The 24,479-nt window shown below is 38.9% G+C and carries 17 protein-coding genes and 1 pseudogene; 8 read left to right on the top strand and 10 right to left on the bottom strand.

Going from position 1 to position 24,479, the window contains the following annotated elements:
- Positions 1-61: 61 nt before the first annotated feature.
- Positions 62-1,342, bottom strand: coding sequence for a 3-phosphoshikimate 1-carboxyvinyltransferase (gene aroA / locus C9J38_RS02345; RefSeq protein ID WP_107205927.1), 1,281 nt, complete (start codon positions 1,340-1,342; stop codon positions 62-64).
- A 162-nt stretch (positions 1,343-1,504) separates the two neighbouring features.
- On the opposite strand from aroA, the gene C9J38_RS02340 reads away from it, so the two are divergent.
- Positions 1,505-1,930: an NUDIX hydrolase gene (locus C9J38_RS02340; RefSeq protein WP_107205699.1), complete on the top strand. Its 426-nt coding sequence runs from the start codon at positions 1,505-1,507 to the stop codon at positions 1,928-1,930.
- Between the two features lie 43 nt (positions 1,931-1,973).
- On the opposite strand, the gene C9J38_RS02335 is transcribed toward C9J38_RS02340, so the two are convergent.
- Positions 1,974-3,113 carry a DUF5666 domain-containing protein gene (locus C9J38_RS02335; protein ID WP_107205698.1) on the bottom strand — a complete coding sequence of 380 codons (1,140 nt, stop codon included), beginning with the start codon at positions 3,111-3,113 and terminating at the stop codon, positions 1,974-1,976.
- Between the two features lie 91 nt (positions 3,114-3,204).
- Here C9J38_RS02335 and C9J38_RS02330 point away from each other — a divergent pair, with 91 nt between their 5' ends.
- Genes C9J38_RS02330 through C9J38_RS02320 form a run of 3 tightly spaced genes read left to right on the top strand, consistent with a single transcriptional unit; the run spans position 3,205 to position 5,630 of the window.
- Positions 3,205-3,876 carry a response regulator transcription factor gene (locus C9J38_RS02330; RefSeq protein ID WP_107205697.1) on the top strand — a complete coding sequence of 224 codons (672 nt, stop codon included), beginning with the start codon at positions 3,205-3,207 and terminating at the stop codon, positions 3,874-3,876.
- A complete protein-coding gene (locus C9J38_RS02325; RefSeq protein WP_107205696.1) occupies positions 3,845-5,095 on the top strand; it encodes a HAMP domain-containing sensor histidine kinase in 1,251 nt (416 codons plus the stop codon). Before C9J38_RS02330 ends, C9J38_RS02325 begins: the two co-directional genes overlap by 32 nt.
- A 10-nt stretch (positions 5,096-5,105) precedes the next feature.
- Positions 5,106-5,630 (top strand): lipocalin family protein, encoded by a 525-nt coding sequence (locus C9J38_RS02320; protein ID WP_107205695.1) that lies wholly within the window; start codon positions 5,106-5,108, stop codon positions 5,628-5,630.
- A 31-nt stretch (positions 5,631-5,661) separates the two neighbouring features.
- Here the strand turns inward: C9J38_RS02320 and C9J38_RS22145 are convergent.
- The 4 genes and pseudogenes from C9J38_RS22145 to C9J38_RS21735 form a co-directional block, all read right to left on the bottom strand.
- A pseudogene (locus C9J38_RS22145) lies at positions 5,662-7,678 on the bottom strand (EAL domain-containing protein).
- A 193-nt stretch (positions 7,679-7,871) separates the two neighbouring features.
- Complete coding sequence (serC, locus tag C9J38_RS02310) at positions 7,872-8,954, bottom strand: 3-phosphoserine/phosphohydroxythreonine transaminase (RefSeq protein ID WP_107205694.1); 1,083 nt, start codon at positions 8,952-8,954, stop codon at positions 7,872-7,874.
- 435 nt (positions 8,955-9,389) lie between these two features.
- Positions 9,390-12,056 (bottom strand): DNA topoisomerase (ATP-hydrolyzing) subunit A, encoded by a 2,667-nt coding sequence (gene gyrA / locus C9J38_RS02305; protein WP_107205693.1) that lies wholly within the window; start codon positions 12,054-12,056, stop codon positions 9,390-9,392.
- 445 nt (positions 12,057-12,501) lie between these two features.
- Entirely contained in the window at positions 12,502-12,648 is a 147-nt protein-coding gene (locus C9J38_RS21735; protein ID WP_158259261.1) for a hypothetical protein, read from the bottom strand.
- 171 nt (positions 12,649-12,819) lie between these two features.
- Here C9J38_RS21735 and ubiG point away from each other — a divergent pair, with 171 nt between their 5' ends.
- The 4 genes from ubiG to yfaE all read left to right on the top strand — a co-directional run bounded on the left by ubiG (position 12,820) and on the right by yfaE (position 17,822).
- A complete protein-coding gene (ubiG, locus tag C9J38_RS02300) occupies positions 12,820-13,530 on the top strand; it encodes a bifunctional 2-polyprenyl-6-hydroxyphenol methylase/3-demethylubiquinol 3-O-methyltransferase UbiG (RefSeq protein ID WP_107205692.1) in 711 nt (236 codons plus the stop codon).
- 552 nt (positions 13,531-14,082) lie between these two features.
- On the top strand, positions 14,083-16,350 hold the full coding sequence (nrdA, locus tag C9J38_RS02295; protein WP_107205691.1) for a class 1a ribonucleoside-diphosphate reductase subunit alpha: 2,268 nt from the start codon (positions 14,083-14,085) through the stop codon (positions 16,348-16,350).
- A gap of 45 nt (positions 16,351-16,395) precedes the next feature.
- Positions 16,396-17,529, top strand: coding sequence for a class Ia ribonucleoside-diphosphate reductase subunit beta (gene nrdB / locus C9J38_RS02290; protein ID WP_107205690.1), 1,134 nt, complete (start codon positions 16,396-16,398; stop codon positions 17,527-17,529).
- A complete protein-coding gene (gene yfaE / locus C9J38_RS02285; protein ID WP_107205689.1) occupies positions 17,526-17,822 on the top strand; it encodes a class I ribonucleotide reductase maintenance protein YfaE in 297 nt (98 codons plus the stop codon). Before nrdB ends, yfaE begins: the two co-directional genes overlap by 4 nt.
- A 35-nt stretch (positions 17,823-17,857) precedes the next feature.
- On the opposite strand, the gene adiA is transcribed toward yfaE, so the two are convergent.
- From adiA to C9J38_RS02265, 4 genes are all read right to left on the bottom strand, one after another.
- Entirely contained in the window at positions 17,858-20,152 is a 2,295-nt protein-coding gene (adiA, locus tag C9J38_RS02280) for an arginine decarboxylase (protein ID WP_107205688.1), read from the bottom strand.
- A 66-nt stretch (positions 20,153-20,218) separates the two neighbouring features.
- Positions 20,219-21,535, bottom strand: a complete 1,317-nt coding sequence (gene potE, locus C9J38_RS02275; RefSeq protein WP_107205687.1) for a putrescine-ornithine antiporter — start codon at positions 21,533-21,535, stop codon at positions 20,219-20,221.
- Positions 21,536-21,827: 292 nt separating this feature from the next.
- The gene (locus C9J38_RS02270) at positions 21,828-22,667 is read right to left on the bottom strand and encodes an META domain-containing protein (RefSeq protein WP_107205686.1); all 840 of its coding nucleotides are present in this window, start codon (positions 22,665-22,667) and stop codon (positions 21,828-21,830) included.
- A 235-nt stretch (positions 22,668-22,902) separates the two neighbouring features.
- On the bottom strand, positions 22,903-24,123 hold the full coding sequence (locus C9J38_RS02265; RefSeq protein WP_107205685.1) for a CinA family nicotinamide mononucleotide deamidase-related protein: 1,221 nt from the start codon (positions 24,121-24,123) through the stop codon (positions 22,903-22,905).
- Positions 24,124-24,479 lie beyond the last annotated feature (356 nt).

Here is a 24,479-nt window from a genome sequence, read left to right as displayed (position 1 = left end):
ATGCAAGAAGATCAGGCTTGTAAAAATGTAATCTCAGTTATCAGAAAAATTTATTACAGTCTTAACAACTCAATCCCTTTAATTTATCAAAATAGTCAGGGAATGTTTTTGAGGTACACTTTGGATCATTAATCGTCACTGGTGTATCGCTCAATGCCACCAGCGAGAAACACATCGCCATTCTATGGTCATCATAAGTATCAATCGCCGCATGCTGTAAGATGGTTGGTGGCACGATAGTGATATAATCCTCACCCTCTTCGACTTCTGCGCCAACTTTACGAAGCTCTGTCGCCATTGCAGCTAAACGATCAGTCTCTTTTACACGCCAGTTATAAACATTACGAATCGATGTTGTACCTTTGGCAAACAATGCAGTTGTTGCAATAGTCATTGCCGCATCAGGAATATGGTTAAAATCCATATCTACTGCGCTTAATTCTCCACAACGAGCAATAACATAATCATCGCCCCACTCGATATCCGCCCCCATCGCAGCAAGCGCATCTGCAAATTGAATATCACCCTGAATACTCTTTTTACCAATACCAGTGACTTTTACTTCGCCACCTTTAATCGCAGCAGCCGCTAAGAAATATGAGGCTGAAGATGCATCGCCTTCAACAAGTAATTCACCAGGTGAAACATAGGTTTGATTACCTCGAACAACGAACTCTTGATAATTACGGTTTTCAACTTCAACACCAAACTGCGCCATAATATGTAGCGTAATATCAATGTAAGGTTTTGATACCAAATCACCCTTAATGCGTATAACAGTGTCTGCTTGTGCTAAAGGTGCAGCCATTAAGAAAGCGGTCAAAAACTGGCTTGAAATAGAGCCATCAATCTCAACCTCGCCACCTTTTAAACCAGTACCCATAATCTTTAGTGGTGGATAGTTTTCATTTTCGAGATAAGTAATGTCCGCGCCAGCACTACGCAACGCGTCAACAAGATGACCAATAGGACGCTCTTTCATTCGCGGCTCACCCGTTAGTACAAATTCACCGCCGCCTAAACACAATGCAGCTGCAAGCGGACGCATCGCTGTACCCGCATTGCCTAAATATAATTCAAGGGGCTCATTAGGTGAAAATGCGCGGCCCAAGCCTTCAACTTCACAAACTGTTTTATCTTCAGATAATTGGTAATTCACACCTAACTGCTTTAATCCGTTAAGCATATGGCGAATATCATCACTATCTAATAAATTAGTGAGGCGTGTAGTACCTGTTGCTAACGCTGCCAATAATAGGGCGCGATTCGAAACACTCTTTGAGCCCGGTAAATTTACTTCACCATTGATCTTAGCTATCGGCTGTAACGTTATACTTTCCATTTGATTATTCATCCAATCCTAATTCTTTAACCTTTAAGAAGATTAACGAATATTGCATCAGTTAGCTAGTACCCGTTCCTTGCTCACTATAACAATCACGATATTTGATTTATTATTTGGTAAAATCAATAGGATGCAACAGCGGATTAAAGGACAGTAGTAATGACGACAACTCCTATGGTCGGGATCGGTATCATCATTGTAAATGAGCAAAACCAGATTTTGATAGGAAAACGAAAAAACAGTCACGCTCCCTACTATTCCATTCCAGGCGGTCATATGGAGGTTGGTGAAACATTTCGTCAATGCGCGATTCGTGAAGTTAAAGAAGAAACAAATTTAACGATTTATGATCCCGAGGTTATAGCTGTAACTAACAACCTAGAAACTTATGATGAATGTGGAAAGCATTATATTAGTGTTACTTTGTTAGCAACATCATTTACAGGTGAAGTCCAACTAAAAGAGCCTGATAAATGTGAGCATTGGTTATGGGTCGATCCTCATCATGTTCCATCACCACAATTTGATGCTAGCGAACAAGCTATTCGCTGCTATTTAGGAAATCGATTTTGTGTCAGTGAATAAACTAAAAGCACCCTTAGGTGCTCTTAGTTATTAAAATGGCTAATTAGTCATCTTCACGCTCAATTTCACGTGCAACTTTCTTACCGTTAATAATGACACCTTCAACCTCAACGTATTGTCCATGTAACGTCTCTAATGTTAAAAAGTCTTCAAACTCGGTATAAGCATCAACATAGAATGTTTCACCAGCCATCCTAAAATGCTCATCCCCTACTGAGGTTACATAGCCTTCACGATCAAATTCACGCCAGTTGCCTGTTTCACCGCCAAAGCCACGTTCAAATTCAATCTCTTTAGCAACACCATTAAACGCTGTAACTTCAACCAGTTCGCCTGCAGCTAAACGTGCTTTAGTTCCGTCTTCAAAGCGCGTTAGTGCATTAACAATAAAGCGCCCACGTGCATTTAATTCAAATTGGGATTTATCACTATTTACCCAAGTGACAATACCTTCAATTTCATGATCGTTATCAAAGTCATCATACGTTTCTACTTCCACTTCACTTGCATGAAACTCATCATTAATCATGTGGCCTTTAACTTCGACCCACTGACCATTCATCAATTTGGCATTATCTTCGATGACGTAAGGGGTAAAGAAAACTTTTGTAGTCGCGCCTAGTTTAAAGGTTTGCGTGTTTTGATCTAAACCGCTCAAACGACCTTCAATTTCATATTGACCCGCAACATCTTCTTGTTCGATTTTTACAACCGACAATACTTTATATCCAAGACCATCCGCAGTGGCTTGTGGCAGTGAAGACACCATAACCCAATCATGTAATTCAATGTGGCGATCTAATGCAAAAGATAACGTCACACCATTCACTACAAATGTTTTACGATCTGCACTAATTGTTGTGACTACACCCACCATTGTCGGCTCAACAGAAACAACAGCACCGCTTCTGGATAACATTGAAACTTCAACCATCATATCAGGTTTAAGGCTAGTGATAGGTAGCACTTGAGAGCCATACTTAACTTGCTCTACCTTGTAACTATGACCATTCACATTAATAGTGTTGTAATCATAGTCCACACTCTTAATAGTACCTTGTGCTGCTGTAGGCTTAATATCAACAACAGGTGGTGGAGTCGGTTTACTCTCATCACTACCACCGCCGCCACCGCAACCAGAAAGAGCAACACCAATCACTACCGCTAAGAGCAATTTTTTCATCAACTAACCTTTATAATTATGAATGTTGTTTTATTGAAAACTATATTAATATTACCTCTGTGAAATATTCGTGAAAAACATAAGGCCAAACGTGAAAATACTCATTGCTGATGATAATGACCAAATCGTTGAAACAATCTCTGACTATCTAGAGCTTGAAGGCAATATTGTTGACTGTGCTTACCACGGTGAAAGTGCGCTTAAATTAATTAAAGATAATTATTATGACGTGATTATCATGGATATCATGATGCCTAAATTGGATGGTATTTTGACCGTTGCTAAAATTCGGAATGAGCTCTTTTGTGGCGCGCCAATTCTGTTTCTAACGGCGAAAGATACACTCGACGATAAAATCGCAGCCTTTAAAGCCGGTGGCGATGATTACCTTCTAAAGCCATTTGCGATGGAAGAACTATCTCTTCGAATAATGGCTCTTGCTAATCGAGGTCAGCGTAAAGATATTGGATTGCTAAGTTATGCTGATATTCAAATAAACAACCAAACAGATGAAGTACGTAGAGAAAACCACATAATAAAATTAAACCGTACCCAACTTAAAATATTAAAATTATTGGTTCAACATGCACCTAATGTTGTTACTAGACAGCAAATAATCGAAACCATTTGGGGAGAAGAATCGCCCTGCAGTGATGCATTACGAAGTCATATTTATGGTTTACGCAACGCCATTGACAAAGGTTTTTCCAAATCACGATTAGAGACAATTCATGGACAAGGCTACCGTATCAAAGCTGCATAAATATCCAAGTCTTTACCAAAAGGTTGGACTTAGTGTCAGTGTCATGGCATTCAGTATGTTCGTGCTCTTTTGGATCGTCATTTATATTGCAGAAAATCGATTAGAAGTAATTAGTCTTCATCACTGGTTAGATAAGGAATCTTCCCAGTACCAAATTGATTATAAGAAAATGGGCGAAAAAGCCCCTCTTCCCAACAATAGTGAATTTAAAAGTTATTGGAGCCAAAATTCGTTACCCGATTGGCTTAAACCATACCGTAGACCCGGATTTTATGAACACCTCCGCGGTACTGAAGATAAACACTTTATTGTCTTTAAACACCCATCAGGAAAAGGCTTGATGTATGTTGTGTACCAAGATGATGCTGATGATTACTTAGATGAGTTTGAAAATAGCTTACACTACTTCACTTTTATTTTCGGCGTATTGTTATCACTATTAATGGGCGGATATAGTTTTTATTTTATTCGTTCGCTATCGCATCCATTTGAACAAATTAAACATAAGATCGGTCAAATGCAGCCAGATCATACTGAGTTTACTATTGATACCCAATACAATGAAACACGCGCAATTGAACAAGCGTTATTAGATAGTAAACGTGAGATCTCACACTATTTTCAGCGAGAGCAAGAATTCAGCCGGTTTGCATCGCATGAGTTACGTACGCCTATTATGATTATTCAGGGCTCGGCAGAGCTGCTTGATAAGGTTCCTAATCAACCCATGATTGCAAAAAAGGCGATCAACCGTTTACACCAAGCCAGTGAGGATATGAAAATTCTCACAGAAACTTTTTTGTTATTAGGAAAGCAGCATATAGAGCCGCAACATTTTGTCGTTTGTGATATAGAAGACGAATTAAGTAAGCAGCTTACGGTTATGAAACCTTTATTTGCTAAACAAGATACCAATTATCAGCTCACGCTTTCATGTAACACCCCGATCAGTGCACCACTCAGTTTCATCACCATTATTATTAATAATCTAATAAAAAATGCATTTAGTTATAGCGTTGGTGACATTATTATTAAGTTAAACAAAAATACGCTAATGATTACTAACCGTCATGATGGTAATGAGATCTATAATCAAGGCTATGGGTGTGGTTTAGTTATTGTGCAACGGATCTGTGAAAGGATGAATTGGCCTTACCATATAACCAATGACAATGTCAGCTTTACCGTTAGCGTCATATTTTTACCGCCAAATAATTAAGGAATAATTAATGGCAAAATATATCAAATCGCTAAGTTTTATCATGTTAATCGCAACCATGTTTGGATGCACAACAGGTAAACCCAACAATATTGAAGCAGTAACACCTTTTGTGCTTAATAAATACTTGGGAACGTGGCATGAAATAGCAAGAATGGATCATAGCTTTGAGCGTGATTTAGACTATGTCACTGCAACTTACAGTATGAATGAAGATGGCAGTGTAAAAGTCGTTAATCGTGGTTTTAACACTCACTTAAAAGAATGGAAAGAAGCCATTGGTAAAGCCAAATTTGTAGAAGATGATAATGTTGGCTACCTTAAAGTCTCTTTCTTTGGCCCTTTTTATGGCAGCTATATTATTTTTTATTTAGAGCCAGACTATTCAACCGCGCTGATCAGCAGTTATAACCACGATTACTTCTGGTTATTATCTCGTCACAAGCAAATAAGCCCACAGCAATTAGAACGTTATATCAACATTGCTAAAAAAGCAGGTTTCGATACAGATAAGCTGATATATCCAAAACAATAAACAAAAAGCCACATAATGCTGTGGCTTTTTGTTAAATCCGGATCTTACTGTTAGCCCAAACCTGTGCCTCATCTAATGGCATAGGTTTCGCAAAATAATAGCCTTGGCAAATATCGATACCACACTGTTCAACAAACTGTTTTTCTTGTTCCGTCTCAATGCCTTCTGCAACCAGAACACAGCCCGTTACTTCACTGATCTTAGCTAACAATTGGTAAAGGTTCTTTTCTCGCTCATTTTGCGTATTCAATAACAACGATCTATCAAGTTTTACCTTATCGAAGTTAAATTTAAGTAAATGCGGGAACGACGCGTAACCCGAGCCAAAGTCATCGATAGCAACAGTGATCCCTAATGCTTGTAGTGCATCTATATTTTTAGAAATCTGCTTATCTTCAGTGATAATAGCTTCTTCTGTGATCTCAACTTCTAAATTTTCTGGGTCAATATTATAAAAGCGTAAGCGCTCCATGATCAGATAAATAATTGCAGGATCAGCAATACTCTCAGCTGAAATATTCACCGATACTTTACAGCCATTAGCTAGAGGCATACTTTGCATATCATTTAAAACGAGATCGATAACCATCTGATCCAATTGTTTAATTGCACCAAGCTGATAAAAATCATTAATAAAGATTGGCGGATTTAGTTTACCCGTTTTATCTTTATAACGAACTAGCGCCTCAAAAGATAATTGCGTCGCATTAGTTACGTTTACCTGTGGCTGATAATGCATCAAAAACTCACCGTTATTAAGCATATGATTAACCCGACGGCTTATATCATGCTTACTCACATAACTACCCATCATTTGGTTTATATCACCTAAGAAGGTTTTAAATGTTGAGCTTTCTAATTCTGACTGTCGGCTCATCGTCATGTTATTTTGACGACTTCGCCCAACATAATTCAAATAAAACGGGCGATAAATCATCACGCCAAGTGTTATCACCACAAACTGTAGAACAACGCCACCAATACTATTTTGGGTCGCAATATAGCCACTTAACAATGGCGGTGTCATCCAGTCAACAATCGTACCAACATGATTTACCAAGCCTAATGATATCGCGCTATAAACCACAACAAAACTAGCTAACGGTACACACACAAAAGGCACAATTAATATTGGATTAAATATAATGGGCAAACCAAACAGTAATAACTCATTAATATTAAAGATCACTAATGGTATCGCAGATATTGCTAACGTGATGTGGCGACGATCTTTTGAAAACAATAAAATACATAGCAAAAGGCTGATCGTGTTTCCAGAGCCCCCCCATTGATAAAAATGCATCATAAAAACCTTGCCCTAAGACATTTAACGGCGCATCTCCAGCTTGCCATGCTGCAATGTTTAATTGTGTGTTTTCAAAAAGTTGCTGCTTTGCGCGAAATAAAAAGTTATGCCCATTAATACCAACAGCACCCAATAACCCCAAGATAAATTGGTATGCAAGACCGCCTAAAAAAGTTAATGGATTTAACGTTATAAATTGGCTCGCACCTGTACTAAAAGCGAGGAAACTTTCCATTAACTTTGCGAGTGCAAGTGTCATCAATAGAAAAGCAAAAAAGTGAGCCACTTGTATATAAAGTGTTTTCACAAAATCTAAACGAGACGGATCAAGTGGAAATAAACGAAACGACACGCAACAGATTGCTGAAATAATAGCCGTCAGTAACGCAATCAGAGGATTATTAGGTAATCCTGTATTTGCCGCAACAAGATCATTAGGCACCGAAATCGCAATGTACATAAGCAATGAATACGGCACAACAACCATAGCATTGACACCATGTTTCGTTGAAATGTAATAGCTTGTGATAATACACAACGTAATAGGATAAATACCTATTAGTAAATCTGAGAAATAGAAAAACGTACTCGCAGCTTGTGTTAATCCTGCAATATTTAAGGAGTGACCAACAAATATGGTTATTGCGTTACAAATCGTTAATGGCAATAACAATAAAAAGACAATCGATATATCTTTAATATAGTTGTTGTAATATGACTTAATTGACGCCATTTTCCACATAACGATAAAAGCTATTCTAGGGGGGATAATCGCGCGATTATATATATGAAAAGCTTTTCATCAATAATAAAACTGTTAAAAATAGTAACAGAAATTAGCGTCTCTATTTATATCATTACACTACTATTTTTAAACATTATAAAAATAAAAAAAGCCATAATATCGACTACTATGGCTTTAATTTTATTTGATTTTACGCGTATTCTTTTTCAAATTTAGCCATAAAATCAACTAATGCTTGAACACCTTCTAATGGCATCGCATTGTAGATTGATGCACGCATCCCCCCCACTGCACGATGTCCTTTCAATGCTTTTAAACCAGCCAAATCTGCTTGCTCTAAAAATAAGTTATCCAACTCAGCATTTTGTAATTGAAACGGCACATTCATAATTGAACGATTATCACTGTGTACTTCGTTGATATAAAAGTCAGAGTGATCAACAAAGTCATACAGTAATTTAGCTTTCGCGAGATTACGCTCTTCCATCGCTTCTACCCCACCAACAGCTTTTAGCCATTTAAAGACTTCAGCAGCTAAGTACCATGCAAATGTTGGGGGTGTATTAAACATTGACTCTTTTTCTACCAAAACCGTGTAATCAAGAATACTTGGTAGAATAGATTTAGCTTTACCAAGCAAATCATCACGTACAATAACAATCGTTAAGCCAGCAGGGCCAATGTTCTTTTGCGCACCGGCGTAAATTACACCGTATTTTGATACATCAATCTTACGCGATAAAATTGTTGATGACATATCAGCCACAATGGGTTTATCCGTCTGAGGTAAATCACGGATTTCAATGCCATCAATCGTTTCATTTGGACAAAAATGCACAAATGCCGCATCGTCAGAGAGTGGCCATTGTGAAGCTGGTAGTACTGCCTTTTTTCCGTCTTTTTCACAGGTAATATCAAGCGCATTTGGCTGGCAATATTTCTTTGCTTCTTCAATCGCACTGTGCGCCCAGAAGCCACCATCCATATAATCAGCGGTTTCTGCATTACCCAATAAATTTAACGGTACAGCGGCAAACTGTCCACGTGCACCACCATGGCAGAACAACACATGGTAGTTAGCAGGAATATTCAAAAGATCGCGTAAATCTTGTTCTGATTGTGCAGCAACAGCAAGAAATTCTTTACTACGGTGGCTGACTTCCATCACAGAAGTACCTAAACCATTCCAGTTAATCAATTCTTGTTGAGCTTTAGCGAGAACATCTGCGGGGATCATTGCGGGTCCTGCGCAAAAGTTATAAACCTTATCCATAATTTTGACTTTGCTCCTGCTTGGGGAAATAAAATAAATGCCTATTGCTTCATAAAGCTAATAACACCAAACACATAACGTTTTTAGCATTATAAAACAACATAAGAGAAAACATTGCCACGACAGCAAATGTCAATCCTTTGTTTTTACACCTTTATTAAGCAACTTAAAAGTTTTTATTATAAATTGCTAGCTTGATGAATAAACAAAGTACAAAAAGCCTACCAACAAAAAAAATGATGCGCAGATGAATATTTGGAATAATTGAATTTTCCTGAAATATTTCGAATACGGCAACGTAGATTTATTCAAAAACTCACGTATTGAGCGTTTTAAAAACTATATTGATACATTCTTAATAAAAGCAAAATACGAGATAAAAAAATGGCGACTACTCTAGGAGTAATCGCCATCTCATCAACAAGTTAAGATAACTTATTCTTGTTCAGTTGAATCATCAGAGCTGGTATCAGTTGCTGGCAGCTGCTGTGCATTTTCTACAGCTTCGCCTTCAACTAATTCCGCATCTTCAATTAATTCTTCTTCTGGTTCATCAATACGTTGAAGGCCAACAACTTTCTCGCCTTCAGAAGTACGAATAAGCGTTACACCTTGAGTGTTACGACCAACACGACTTACTTCAGAAACACGAGTACGAACTAGCGTACCAGCGTTAGTGATCATCATGAATTCATCGCCGTCTTCTGCTTGAATAGCACCAACAACGCTACCATTACGCTCAGAAACCTTAATCGATACAACACCTTGCGTTGCACGGCTCTTCGCTGGGTATTCAGCCAGTTCTGTACGCTTACCGTAACCGTTTTCAGTTACTGTTAGTACATCACCATCGTTATGAGGAACGATAAGTGAAATCACTTTATCGCCTTCAGCAAGCTTGATACCACGAACACCTGCGGCAGTACGGCCCATACCTCGAACACCGCCTTTCGCGTTGCCTTCAGCATCAATCACAGGACTTTCGTAGAAGCGAACAACTTTACCAAATGCAGAGAACAGCATGATGTCGCAATCACCGTCAGTAACATCAACACCGATCAATGAATCACCTTCACGTAGATTAACGGCAATAATACCGGCACTACGAGGACGACTAAAGTCAGTTAATGGTGTTTTCTTCACTGTACCGTCAGCGGTTGCCATAAAGACGAACTTGTCTTCTGTGTATTCACGTACTGGAAGAATAGCGGTGATACGCTCATTTTCTTCAAGAGGTAGAATGTTCACAATTGGCTTACCACGTGCAGTACGGCTTGCTAATGGTAATTGATATACCTTCAGCCAGTACATACGGCCACGACTAGAGAAACATAAAATCGTATCGTGGGTATTAGCAACTAACAGACGCTCAATGAAGTCTTCTTCCTTCATACGCGTTGCAGCTTTACCTTTACCACCACGACGCTGTGCTTCATAGTCGCTTAAAACTTGATACTTAACGTAACCTTCATGAGATAGCGTTACAACAACATCTTCTTGAGTGATTAAATCTTCTAAATCGATGTCGTGGCTAGCAGCAGTAATTTCGGTACGACGTTCATCGTTAAACTGCTCTTTAACTAGCTCTAGCTCTTCACGGATCACTTCCATCAAGCGCTCAGAGCTTGACAGGATGTACATTAGTTCCGCGATTTCATCAAGCAGTGCTTTGTACTCTTCTAAAATCTTCTCGTGCTCAAGCCCTGTTAGCTTGTGCAGACGAAGATCAAGAATCGCTTGTGCTTGCTGTTCAGTTAAGTAGTACTGATTATCACGAATACCGAATTGCTCTTCCAGCCACTCAGGACGTGCAGCATCTGTACCAGCACGCTCAAGCATTGCTGCTACATTACCAAGATCCCAGCCACGTGCAATTAAACCAGCTTTCGCTTCTGCAGGTGTTGGTGCACGGCGGATAAGCTCAATAATTTCATCAATGTTAGCCAAAGCAAGAGCAAGACCTTCAAGGATGTGTGCACGATCACGCGCTTTACGCAATTCGTAAATAGTACGACGTGTTACCACCTCACGGCGGTGATTCACGAAGCACTTCAGCATTTCTTTTAAGTTAAAGATTTTTGGCTGACCGTTATCCAGTGCAACCATGTTGATGCCGAATGTGGTTTGTAGCTGAGTTTGTGCATAAAGGTTGTTAAGTACAACTTCACCCACAGCATCACGCTTACATTCAATAACAATACGCATACCATCTTTATCAGATTCGTCACGTAGTGCACTAATGCCTTCAACTTTCTTATCTTTAACAAGCTCTGCAATCTTCTCGATTAAGCGAGCCTTGTTAACTTGGTACGGAATTTCGTGAACAACAATGGTTTCTTTACCATTCTTCTCAACTTCAATCTCCGCTTTGGCACGCATGTAAACTTTACCGCGGCCAGTATGATAAGCGTCAATAATCCCTTTACGACCGCTGATCATTGCAGCTGTCGGGAAATCTGGGCCTGGAATATATTCCATTAGCTGATCAATGGTGATGTCTTCATCATTGATGTAAGCCAAACAGCCATTGATCACTTCACCTAGATTATGCGGCGGAATATTTGTTGCCATACCTACAGCGATACCAGAAGAGCCATTCACCAATAGGTTAGGGATCTTTGTTGGTAATACTGCAGGGATTTGCTCTGTACCATCGTAGTTTGGTACATAATCCACAGTTTCTTTATCTAGATCAGCAAGTAGTTCATGTGCGATTTTAGACATACGAACTTCGGTATAACGCATCGCAGCGGCTGAATCGCCGTCGATTGAACCAAAGTTACCCTGACCATCTACGAGCATGTAACGCAACGAGAATGGTTGGGCCATACGTACAATTGTATCGTACACAGCACTATCACCATGTGGGTGATATTTACCGATAACATCACCTACCACACGGGCAGATTTTTTATATGCTTTATTCCAGTCATTGCCTAGTACATTCATCGCGAATAAAACGCGGCGGTGTACTGGCTTAAGGCCATCACGCACATCAGGAAGAGCACGACCAACGATTACTGACATCGCATAGTCGAGGTAAGAGCTTTTCAGCTCATCTTCAATATTTATGGGCGTGATCTCTTTTGCAAGATCGCTCATGGAGCCAATATCCCTCAGGTAATTTCTGTCGTATTTTTATACGTGCAAGGCGTAAGAATATAGCATATTACAGCCCTAATAGGCACACCTTTCACGACTTATGTTGTGAGTAATTTAGCGGAAATGAAATAAAACAGAAATAAACGATGTCACAATTGTGAATTGAATATATGCACCTGTTTATAAATTACACACTATTGGAAGAACAACTCAAATCATAATGTAACTATTTTAACTTACCGAATATGTAACGATTTGTAAAAACTAGAGTGATAACTTAATTTTTTACTGTATGCGTTGCAATTGATTAATGAATCATAAGATTGAGAGTTGTCGCAACTTTTACGCCCCCAATACCCATTAAAATAGTATGGTTACTAAGCCAATATACACAATATACAATAGATAGGCAGATTTTAGGTCAAAAATCTTATTATACGCCTACTTAATGGATGTATGAGGATACGCTGATGGGTACAGCAATAAATATAATTGGACTATCAATAGTCATTGGAAAATACATATTAATGGCAATACTCGCGACACTCACTTTTCTTGGTGGCTCTGTGAGCCCAGAGCTTATTCCTGCCACCTTAACCTCCTTTAATGATTAGTTTTGCTATCAATACATAATCAAATAGCCAAACACATCTCGTTTGGCTATTTCTTTTCTGAATCAATCACCCTTTATTTTACCGCTTTGCAACCACTCAATTATTTCGCATAATGCACAGTATCAATTAAGGAAAATGGCATCAATGTAATGAGCAAACCACTAAATGTTGATCCAGCAGAGATCAGTAAATTTGAAGATATGGCCTCTCGCTGGTGGGATCTAGAAGGTGAATTTAAACCTCTCCATCAAATTAATCCCCTTCGTCTAAATTACGTTATTGATCACGCTAATGGTCTCTTTGGCAAAAAGGTACTCGATGTCGGTTGTGGCGGTGGTATCTTAGCTGAAAGTATGGCAATTGAAGGTGCTGAAGTAACTGGTCTCGATATGGGCAAAGAACCATTAACTGTTGCTCGTTTACATGCATTAGAGACAGGGACAAAGTTAGACTACATTCAAGCAACAGCAGAAGAGCATGCTGATGAGCGTCATGGATATTATGATGTTATTACATGCATGGAAATGCTAGAGCATGTTCCTGATCCAGCATCAATAATTGCAGCCTGTGCGAGAATGGTTAAGCCGGGCGGCCACGTTTTCTTTTCAACCTTAAACCGTAATCTCAAATCTTACCTTTTTGCTATTGTTGGTGCTGAGCATGTGATGCGTATCGTTCCCAAGGGAACACATGATCATAATAAGTTCATTCGCCCTTCTGAATTAATAGCAATGATTGATAAAACAGAATTAGAAGAGCGTCATATTATCGGTTTACATTATAATCCTCTAACAAATGCTTATAGTTTAGGCTCCAATGTTGATGTGAACTATATTGTTCACACCCAAAAGCAAAGCTAACCTACATAAATGACGCTTTTAGCTTCAACATTGCGTATTCAATGTTGAAGCTCCGCTCTTGTTATTCCACCTTATGCATTTCAACTCTTCTATCAATAAACATCTCAATAACATTAGACCAATAAACTGTGTACATAGTCACTCAAAAATATCTTGTCATATCAAGGGTTACTTAGTATTTGTTGATATCACTCACAACAATTTTTGAACTCCTAAAACCACTAAATTTCAACAAAAAAATATTTTTTTTCTCACTAAAATCTCACCATCCAATATTGCAATTTGCTATCTAATTGATGGCATTAGCGAGTTAAGTAAGTAGGCACTGACTTTTTTATAAAAATCCCCATCTTATCCACAGCTGGTCAAAAAATGTCATCTTGCAAAAAAAAGAAATCACCACTATCTTGTAATCACTTTGACAGCACACCCCAACATATAGTGTTTTTGTCTTACAAGAATTTTTATCAAAGATCACATTCTTTGCTAATCTATTTATAGAAAGTTGCAAAAAAAGCTCATATGCAAGGAAAACTGGGAAACTAACTAAAAATGACTCAACAACTAACAGTTACCAAGCGCGACGGCCGTACTGAAAATATCGATTTAGATAAAATCCACCGCGTAATTGAATGGGCTGCAGAAGGTTTAGAAAACGTTTCTGTATCTCAAGTAGAACTAAAGTCTCATATCCAGTTTTACGATGGTATCCGTACTGATGATATCCATGAAACAATCATCAAAGCTGCGGCGGATTTAATCTCTGAAGAGACTCCTGATTACCAATACCTTGCTGCACGCTTGGCGATTTTCCATCTACGTAAAAAAGCGTACGGTCAATTTGAGCCACCAAAGCTATATGAGCACGTTAAAAACCTTGTAGCTAAAGGTAAATACGACAGCCACTTGTTAGAAGATTACACCGCAGAAGAATTCGCAGTGATGGATACTTTTATCGATCACTGGCGCGATATGAACTTTTCATACGCAGCGGTTAAACAGCTTGAAGGTAAATACCTTGTTCAAAACCGTGTATCAGGTGAAATTTTTGAAAGTGCCCAATTCCTATACATCCTGATTGCAGCAGCTTTATTTAATAAGTATCCAAAAGAAACACGTCTTGATTACATTAAGCGTTTCTATGATGCATCATCACTATTTAAAATTTCACTACCAACACCAATTATGTCTGGTGTTCGCACGCCTACACGTCAATTTAGCTCTTGTGTACTGATTGAATGTGATGACAGCCTTGATTCTATCAATGCGACGGCAAGTTCTATTGTTCGTTACGTATCACAGCGTGCAGGTATTGGTATTAATGCTGGCCGTATTCGTGCACTAGGCTCTGAAATTCGTGGTGGTGAAGCTTTCCATACAGGCTGTATTCCATTTTACAAATACTTCCAGACTGCTGTTAAATGCTGTTCTCAAGGCGGCGTGCGTGGTGGTGCAGCAACACTGTTCTACCCTATTTGGCACCGTGAAGTTGAATCACTGTTAGTGCTTAAAAATAACCGTGGTGTTGAAGAAAACCGTGTTCGTCATATGGATTACGGCGTTCAAATCAACAAACTGATGTACACCCGTTTGATCAAAGGCGAAAATATTTCTCTGTTTTCTCCTTCTGACGTACCAGGAATGTACGATGCATTCTTTGCTGATCAAGACGAGTTCGAGCGTTTATACCTAAAATATGAGCAAGATAGCAGCATTAAGCGTGAAACAATCAAGGCAATTGATTTGTTCTCACTACTGATGCAAGAGCGTGCGTCAACAGGTCGTATTTACATCCAAAACGTTGACCACTGTAATACACACAGCCCATTTGATCCGGCGGTTGCTCCTATTCGTCAATCTAACCTGTGTCTTGAAATCGCACTGCCGACTAAGCCACTGAACAACGTTGAAGATGAAAACGGTGAAATTGCACTGTGTACGCTGTCTGCATTTAACTTAGGTGCTATTGATAGCCTTGATGATTTAGAAGAGCTAGCAGAGCTAACTGTTCGTGCGCTTGATGCGTTATTGGATTACCAAGATTACCCACTTCCAGCAGCGCGTCGTTCAACGATGAACCGTCGTACATTAGGTGTGGGTGTGATTAACTTTGCTTACTACTTAGCGAAAAATGGTGTGCGTTACTCTGACGGCAGCGCAAATAACCTGACACACGAAGCCTTTGAAGCAATTCAATATTACTTATTGAAAGCATCTGTGAGTCTGGCTAAAGAGCAAGGTGCTTGCCCTGCCTTTAATGAGACAACCTATGCACAAGGCATTCTACCTATTGATACCTATAAAAAAGATATCAATAATATTTGTTCTGCTGAATTACGCTACGATTGGGAAACATTACGTGAAGAGATCAAAACACACGGTCTACGTAACTCAACCCTATCGGCATTAATGCCATCAGAAACATCGTCGCAAATTTCTAATGCGACAAATGGTATTGAGCCACCACGAGGTTTCGTTTCAGTTAAAGCGTCAAAAGATGGTATCCTGAAGCAAGTTGTTCCTGATTACGCCAAGTACAAAGATAACTACGAGCTACTATGGAATATCGGCAGTAACGATGGTTACCTGCAACTTGTAGGTATCATGCAGAAATTTATCGACCAAGCGATCTCGGCTAACACCAATTATGATCCAAGTAAGCAAGCTGGCGGTAAAGTTCCAATGAAGCTGCTACTTAAGGATCTACTAAATGCTTACAAACTTGGTGTAAAAACCCTTTACTACCATAACACTCGTGATGGTGCCTCTGATAGTCAGGGTGATATGGCAGCGGACGATTGCACCAGTTGTAAAATTTAATTATTAAATGGGAGCCTCATGGCTCCCCTTTGATTTGAGGAAATCATGGCTTATAGTACTTTTTGTCAAACACGTAATGATCAATTAAAAGAGCCTATGTTCTTTGGTCAATCTGTAAATGTTGCTCGCTACGATCAACAAAAATTTGAAATTTTCGAAAAACTTATCGAAAAACAATTATCATTTTTCTGGCGTCCAGAAGAAGTGGACGTTTCTGGCGATCGTATTAATTACAACAAGCTGCCAGATCATGAAAAGCATATTTTCATTAGTAATCTAAAATACCAAACATTACTTGATTCGATTCAAGGCCGTAGTCCTAACGTGGCACTATTACCGATTGTTTCTCTTCCTGAATTAGAAACATGGATTGAAACTTGGTCGTTCTCTGAAACAATTCACTCACGTTCTTATACGCATATTATCCGCAATATCGTTAACAACCCTTCTGTGGTTTTTGACGATATCGTCGAGAATGAGCATATTATTAAACGTGCTGGTGATATTTCTAGATACTATGATGATCTAATTACTGCTACGAATGACTACCACCGCTTTGGTGAAGGTAATCATTCTGCTAACGGTGTACCATTCACAGTTAGCCTTCGTGAACTTAAGAAAAAGCTATACCTATGTCTAATGTCTGTGAACGCACTAGAAGCGATTCGTTTCTACGTAAGCTTCGCATGTTCATTTGCTTTCGCTGAACGCGAACTAATGGAAGGTAATGCAAAAATCATCAAGCTAATTGCACGTGATGAGGCGTTGCACCTAACTGGCACCCAGCACATTCTGAACTTACTACGTAATGGTCATGACGATCCTGAAATGGTCGAAATTGCTGCAGAGTGTGAGCAAGATTGCTTTGATCTTTTCAAAGCAGCAGCAGAACAAGAAAAGGAATGGGCGGACTATCTATTTAAAGATGGTTCAATGATAGGCTTAAATAAGCAAATCTTGTGTCAGTATGTAGAATATATTACCAATTTACGCATGGTTGCTGTGGGTTTACGCCCAGCCTATGAAGGCGCAACACAAAACCCAATTCCATGGATTAATTCTTGGTTATCTTCTGACAACGTACAAGTTGCACCACAAGAAGCTGAGATCAGTTCATACCTTGTGGGTCAAATTGACAACGATGTAAGTGCTGATGATCTTGGTGACTTCGAACTATGAGTCAATTAACCATTAAGGTTAATGGTGTGAAGGTTCATGGAAATACCCATGAGCCTTTACTCAAGCAACTAGAGCAAGCGGGGATTCAACCTGAATACCAGTGTCGAAATGGTATGTGTGGTGCTTGCCGTTGTAAGTTAAAACAAGGTGCTGTTGATCAACATGACGCACTCGCTTTTATTGCACCAAATGAAATATTAACCTGTCGGTCAGTCCCTAAATCAGATGTCGAAATAGAATTTGATTACCAAGTTACAACAAAGCAAGAAACAACAAAAAAGGTAGCTCAATAATATAGAGCTACCTTTTCTTTTAGTGCTAAATCACGTTACTTATTTTTCACACACATTACGTGGTAAACACCGTCTTCAACTTCTGTCCCTTCTGTCTCATGCTCAAAGCCTGGGAATTCTTTATCCCATACTTCAAGGCTATGAAGGTAACCAATCTGCGGGCTACTATCATCACCAAAGTTCTCACCTGACATCAACATTGGAATACCCGGTGGATATGGGATAACCGCATTGGCTGCAATACGACCTTGTAGCTTATCAGAAGGTACCATTTCAACATTATCATCAACTATCGCTTCAAACGCAGCGCGTGGCGTAATATCAGCCTTAGGTAAGGTTGAATAAGCCGCATTTAGCATTTCCGATGGCGTATGTTGTTTCAAATAGCCAAACATCTTATCACCAAGATCTTTTAAGCCTAAATGCCCATACACATCAGGATGAGCAGCAACAAGATCCGGTAAAGCATTTTTCAGTGGCGTATTATTATCGTAGTGTGTTTTAAAGCTCAATAAGGTATTAACAAGCGTTGCCCACTTACCTTTAGTGATCCCCATTGAGAATAAGAACATAACTTGGAAGTCTGTCGTTCGAGTTGGCACTATGCCAAATCGAGTAAGGTATTGTGTAACCAACGCTGCAGGTACACCTGTATCCAATAACTTGCCATCATCTCCCATACCAGGTGCTAAGATGCTGACTTTAATTGGATCGAGCATACACCAATCAGCAGGCATATCTTCAAACCCATGCCATTTATCACCAGGCTTCATCACCCAGAAATCTTGATGCGTTGCTAAAAGCTCTGCCGGCGCATCTTCAAAATCATAGACTTTACCCGTATCAGGATCAGTGATCGTTTCTGCATTCCATGGTTTGAAGAACCACTCACCATCAGCAGCAAATTCTTTATGTAAACGCCCCATCGCCTGACGATAATCAATCGCTTCTTTAATTACTTCATGAGTTAAAGATTGACCTCGAGGACCATCCATTTGTGATACAGCGATATCGTTAGATGCACTAATTGCATATAACGGTGATGTTGTTGCATGCATCATGTAAGACTGATTAAAACGCTCAAAATTAATATGATCTTTACCATAGCGTACATGGATCCATGACGCCTGTGACAATGCGTTTAATAATTTATGCGTTGAGTGTGTCGCGAACACTGTTGGTGCATCAGGATCTTCTATTGGCTCACCACGCATCGCAAAGTGATCGGTATAAATAGGATTAAAACGCGCATAGCCATACCAGGCTTCATCAAAGTGAATACGATTACTACTTTCTGCTAATATATCTTGCGCACGCTTAGCGTTATAACACAAACCATCATAAGTACAGTTTGTCACCACTGCATAAGTTGCTTGTGTTCCGGCTTTAGCTTTCGTGAGTTCGCTACTTTCTGCTGATTTCTTTAAACCTTCTGGCGACATTTGATCTGGATAAATAGGACCAATAATACCGTAACGATTTCGAGTTGGTACCATGTAAACCGGTAATGCACCAGTAAGCATTAATCCCTGCTCAATAGATTTATGACAGTTTCGATCACAGATAGCGAGAGTATTTTCACGCATACAAATTTGCATAATGGTACGGTTTGCACCTGATGTACCAGTGACTAAAGAATAGGATTTATCTGCACCAAAAACTTTTGCCGCGTATTCTTCACTCTCACCAAACGCTCCCGTATGATCCAATAACGAGCCTAAAGAACCTCGCTCGATCCCCATATCAGAGCGGAATAGACCTTCCCCATAATAGTTATAGAATCGTTGACCCGCCGGTGTTTTACGGAAACCGACACCACCTTGGTGTCCAGGTGCGGCCCAAGAATACTCATGAATATCATCATATTTCATCATCGCAGATGCGAGTGGCGGCAGTAATTGCTCTCGATAACGTTCCATCGCCGCTATGGCACGACCAGCAATAAAGTCAGCCGTATCTTCTAATATCCACGCAAACTCATCAACCTGAGACATTAACTCGCGGTTAATAGTTAAGGTCACTTTTTTTCTTTCTGCCAGTAAAAATACGGGAACCCCTTCTTGGCGTTGATTTAATTTTTCAATCAACGAAAAGAACATATCGTTTTCTTCTTGTTGCTGCCCTGTCATACTCGAGGTCAACATTAAGCAATCAATTGCTAAATTAACATTTAGAATAGAATAACAATCATCATAAGAAGAGGCGCTAAGAACGGTAATCGATTCATTTTTAAATTGTTCGACTAAACGATCAATTGCATTCGCAATAACCCCAGTTTTCTGCGAGTTATCAAAAATTAAAACTCTCTTATGTTTTCCGTAATTAAGCATATTCTGGTCCTGTTATAATAAAATTTATTTCGATAGATCATTTGTGTTTAAATTAAATGCCAACATTTATGTTTTATTAGGAACTGCATCTCGGCTAGCGATGAACCCATAGAAGAAATAACCAAATAATGTAATAACGGCGCCATAGAATACGGCTTCCTCACCTGTAGAGTACGCACCATAAATACTGTAAATAACAGCAACAGATCCGACTAATATGCCCGTGTTATATTCTTTCTGACTTACATTAGCCTGCTTCATAATTATACCAAGAGCTGTAAGTGATAGAATATATGGCACCATATTGATAAACACGGCTAAATTAACCAAGACGTTAAATTGTTTTAATAAGGTTGGGGAAATAGTCATCACAGCCAGCGATAATTCTAAAGCTAGCATAATCATCATGCCTTTAAACGGCGCATCATGCTTATTTACATCAGAGAAAATCTTTGGAAATAATCGCATATCAGCAGCAACTTTCGAGACTTGGGCATTGGTGAACTGCCAACCAAGCAGTGAACCAACACAGGCCAGAATTGCCATTGCAGTAATAATCTCCCCAACGAATGGGTTAAACATCTGAGCAAAAACAAGACCAAAAGGGGAATCTGATTTAGCTAAAATATCGTTAGGAATAATACCTTGAATAACAGTTGTAGACGCAATATAAGTTGCTGCAGAAAAAACGGTGGCGAGCATACAGGCAAGAGGCACATTACGTTTAGGGTTTTCAACAGTACCTGAGTTAGCCCCTGCTGATTCTATTCCTAAGAAAGCCCACAGCGTTAACGCCATACCAGAATAAACAGCACTACCGACCGAGACACCATGCGGGTTCCAAGCTTCCGAGAAAATTTTCGGGTCGAACCAGAACCAACCAATAAGTGATAAACCAAGTACGGGAATTATGATCCCCCATACAGTAACTGTAGATATTCGCCCTGTTATTCTTGCACCTCTAGCATTGGCAAACATAGTGATAATTAAAATAGCAATAACTCCAAAAAAAGTATGAATTGGAGTCTCTTTTAACCACGGGATAAAATACTCTAAATACCCGACACACGATACAGCAATCGCAACCGCACTAATAACTAAACACACATAGTAAGTATAAGAAGCAATAAAAAAACTGGATTTACCATGTGCTTTTTCAGCATATGCGGACATCCCGCCATCATCCGTACAATACATTCCACACTTTGCAAAAGCATAAGCAATTGCAAGTGCACCTAATGCTGTAACAACCCATGCTAATAGGGCTATACCTCCTGTTACAGCAAGACTTGATGGTAATAATATTATCCCGGATCCCATCATATTAACGGTGACAATGGTTGTTAAACCCATTAACCCCATTTTGTTACTGGTAGAACTCATAAAATAATCAACCTTCTAAGTTATTAATTATATTAAAATTTAAGTTTAAATTATTTATATAATCCTTTAATTAGTAATGAGTAAATTTAAGGTAGTACAAATAAACATAATAATAGAATAGATGTATATTCTTAGAATGCCTAAAAAAAATAATAAGTTTTTATTACAGTCTTATTTAGGATATGTGATGGTGATTTATATCACATAATAAAAAAGCGCGTAAATGTAATTAGTAATTACAATTTACGCGCTCTATCAATCTATTAAGTTTTAATATTTATTATATTAAGTCTTACTTACCATTTTTAAAGGTCGCAACCTGATTTCCTTGCTTATCTTTCACTGTAAGTACATTATCAACAATTACATAGCTTGCAAAACTAGGCATAGTTTCTAAAAATGACTTTTCTAGCTCCATACCATCCATACACATTTTACGTGTTGCAGCTGCAGGCCCCATCGTTAATGTGCCATTAGATGTTTCAAATGAGCCTTGGAAGTTATTACAGCCAGAAAAACCATGAGCCGATTTATTATCCATATCAAATTGGATAAATGCCACATTACCACCAGCACCAGGTTTTACAGTTTCACCTTCAAGCGTCACTAAATCCCATTTATGACCAACTAACGGAGTATTCTCTGTTGTTTCATTTGGCTGATGAGCAACACGGTCTAATTTAATCTCTATAGGCTGTTTTACGTCTGCTGCAAATGGGTCAATGCTTGTTGTTGAAGTCATGACTAGCTTATCACCAACCTTAATGGTTGCACGTAAGCTATAGCGATGATTATTTTGAATTTTCGCAGCGTCATATTGAAGTGCTACAGGGTATGGCGGCGCACCGGCAACGTCCATTGATTCACTTGTAATTGTCGTTGAGGGCGCATCAGCAAGAGACACATCTTCTAATGCAACTTTTAACACAGCACCTGGTGGTAGCATACGGCGATCAAGGTAAATAACATTAACATCTAATGATTTCATCTCAGCTTTCTCTGTTTTAGCCGTTGATTCTGTTTGCTGCTGGTTGTGATTTGCCGCAGTGTCAGCATCATTACAAGCTTGTAGCATGAATGCAGAAAGTACAACTGAAGTGGCTAACGCTAGCTTTTTTAATTTAAAAGTCATTTATCTTCTATCCTTTGCGATTTTCAAATCATAACCATAGCAACGAAATATGTTACTCAGTTAACTTCACTATCAGAAAGATAGGATACTGATTTGCAATTATTTTCTCTTAATATAACCTAATAATACAGCATTCAAAATAAGGCGCAATCTTTATAATCTATGCCAATATTATGCTTGCATTTTACTTGTCAACGCTATGATTCATAAACTGTAATATAGGTTAACCTAGCAGTTATAGACTATGTTTTTTCAATCTTCTATTTAACGATTCATAGTGACCAAAAACGTTAATCCCTTCCAGTTGACGACGAAGCATATCAAGAAGCACTGTGGCAATAATCGCGCGTTGATCGTTATATGTGTATTCACGCTTAAACTGTAATTGTTGGATCCACCGACCTTCCAAAGTGATTATCCCTACAGTAAAACAATCTTCTACTATAGCGCCAGAATATAAGCCAATATCAACCTTTGAGTGGCTATAAATGAGAGACAGTTGCTTATCTATTTCACTCACTAACGTTTCTAAACTGTTCTCTTCTTTCATAGCATTATGGTTGACGGTGGCAGATACAATGTATTCGCTTAACTTACATTTTTGATTAAGCCAATTGACTACAAAACCGCCTGTTGAACACTCCGACAAACCCATATTTTTCTGCTTTTTTTCAATGAGATATTCAAGGTTATCAAGTAAGCTCAAATTTTTTCCCACAATGTTATCGCCTAGCAATCGTTCCATTTTATTTAATAGTTCTAGTGCATAGCGATCATTTGATGGTGCGAATAGTTTCACCTCAATAAAGGGTAATGAAGAACGGTACCCCAATTCATAACCGTGCGGTAAAACGATATGCTTCAAGGTGTCACTTATTCCGGACTCTGACAAACCATAGGTAAATAATCGATGACAGTGCAACGATTGGATCTGAGGATAGTGTAATTGTAAATATGGCAGTATTTTCTCTTTAACCATAAACTTAAATTCACTGGGAACGCCTGGAGTAAAACATATCCAAGCACGATTTAATTTAATTGAAAAGCCACAGGCAGTGCCAACAGGGTTATCGATTAATTCAGCCCCTTCAGGTAGCATTGCTTGCTTCAAATTAGCCACAGGCATTTCTCGATTTAGCTTTTTATATTTTGCTTTCATCTCCGAAACCCAATGCTCAGATTGCTCCAAGCCAACATCAGCAGCCATTGCCGCCGCGGCAGCACTTAAATCATCACTTGTAGGCCCTAGTCCACCATTAACAATAACAATATCGCTATTAAAACTGCATGACTCAATTTCTTTTGCTATTCGCTCACAATGATCACCAACAGTTATTCGACGTGTCATTGGAAAGCCATGTTGAAAAAAAAGACGAGATAACCACGTTGCATTAGTATCTGTTATATCACCCAGTAAGACCTCTTCACCGGTACTTATCATTGTAATTTCAAGCATCCTATCCCTCTGCATCATCCACCGAATATTGACTGTTATTAGTCTATGCTTTAGATCATTTGTTATACAGCCTTCCTTTCATCAATCACACAATTAATCTCCACACCAATCAGTGTAAATATTAATTTACATTCATTAAACTAATGTTGACAGAAGAGATATCTATCGTTAATGTGACCTTGTAGTGAAATACGCTATTAAAATCAACACATCCACTAGTAAAGAACAGTTAGAGCAAATTTAATGAAGTATACCTCGACAGCACATACCTATCGATAGCCACAGTGGCTATTATCAAGATGTAATAAAAACTTTACACTCATCTCGATACGCCTCTGTGGCCTCTATTTTCATAG

This window comes from Photobacterium sp. GB-210 (assembly GCF_003026075.1).
Taxonomy (GTDB): Bacteria; Pseudomonadota; Gammaproteobacteria; order Enterobacterales; family Vibrionaceae; genus Photobacterium.
Note: the sequence above shows the minus strand (reverse complement) of the source record. Positions and strands in the feature narration are given on the sequence as shown.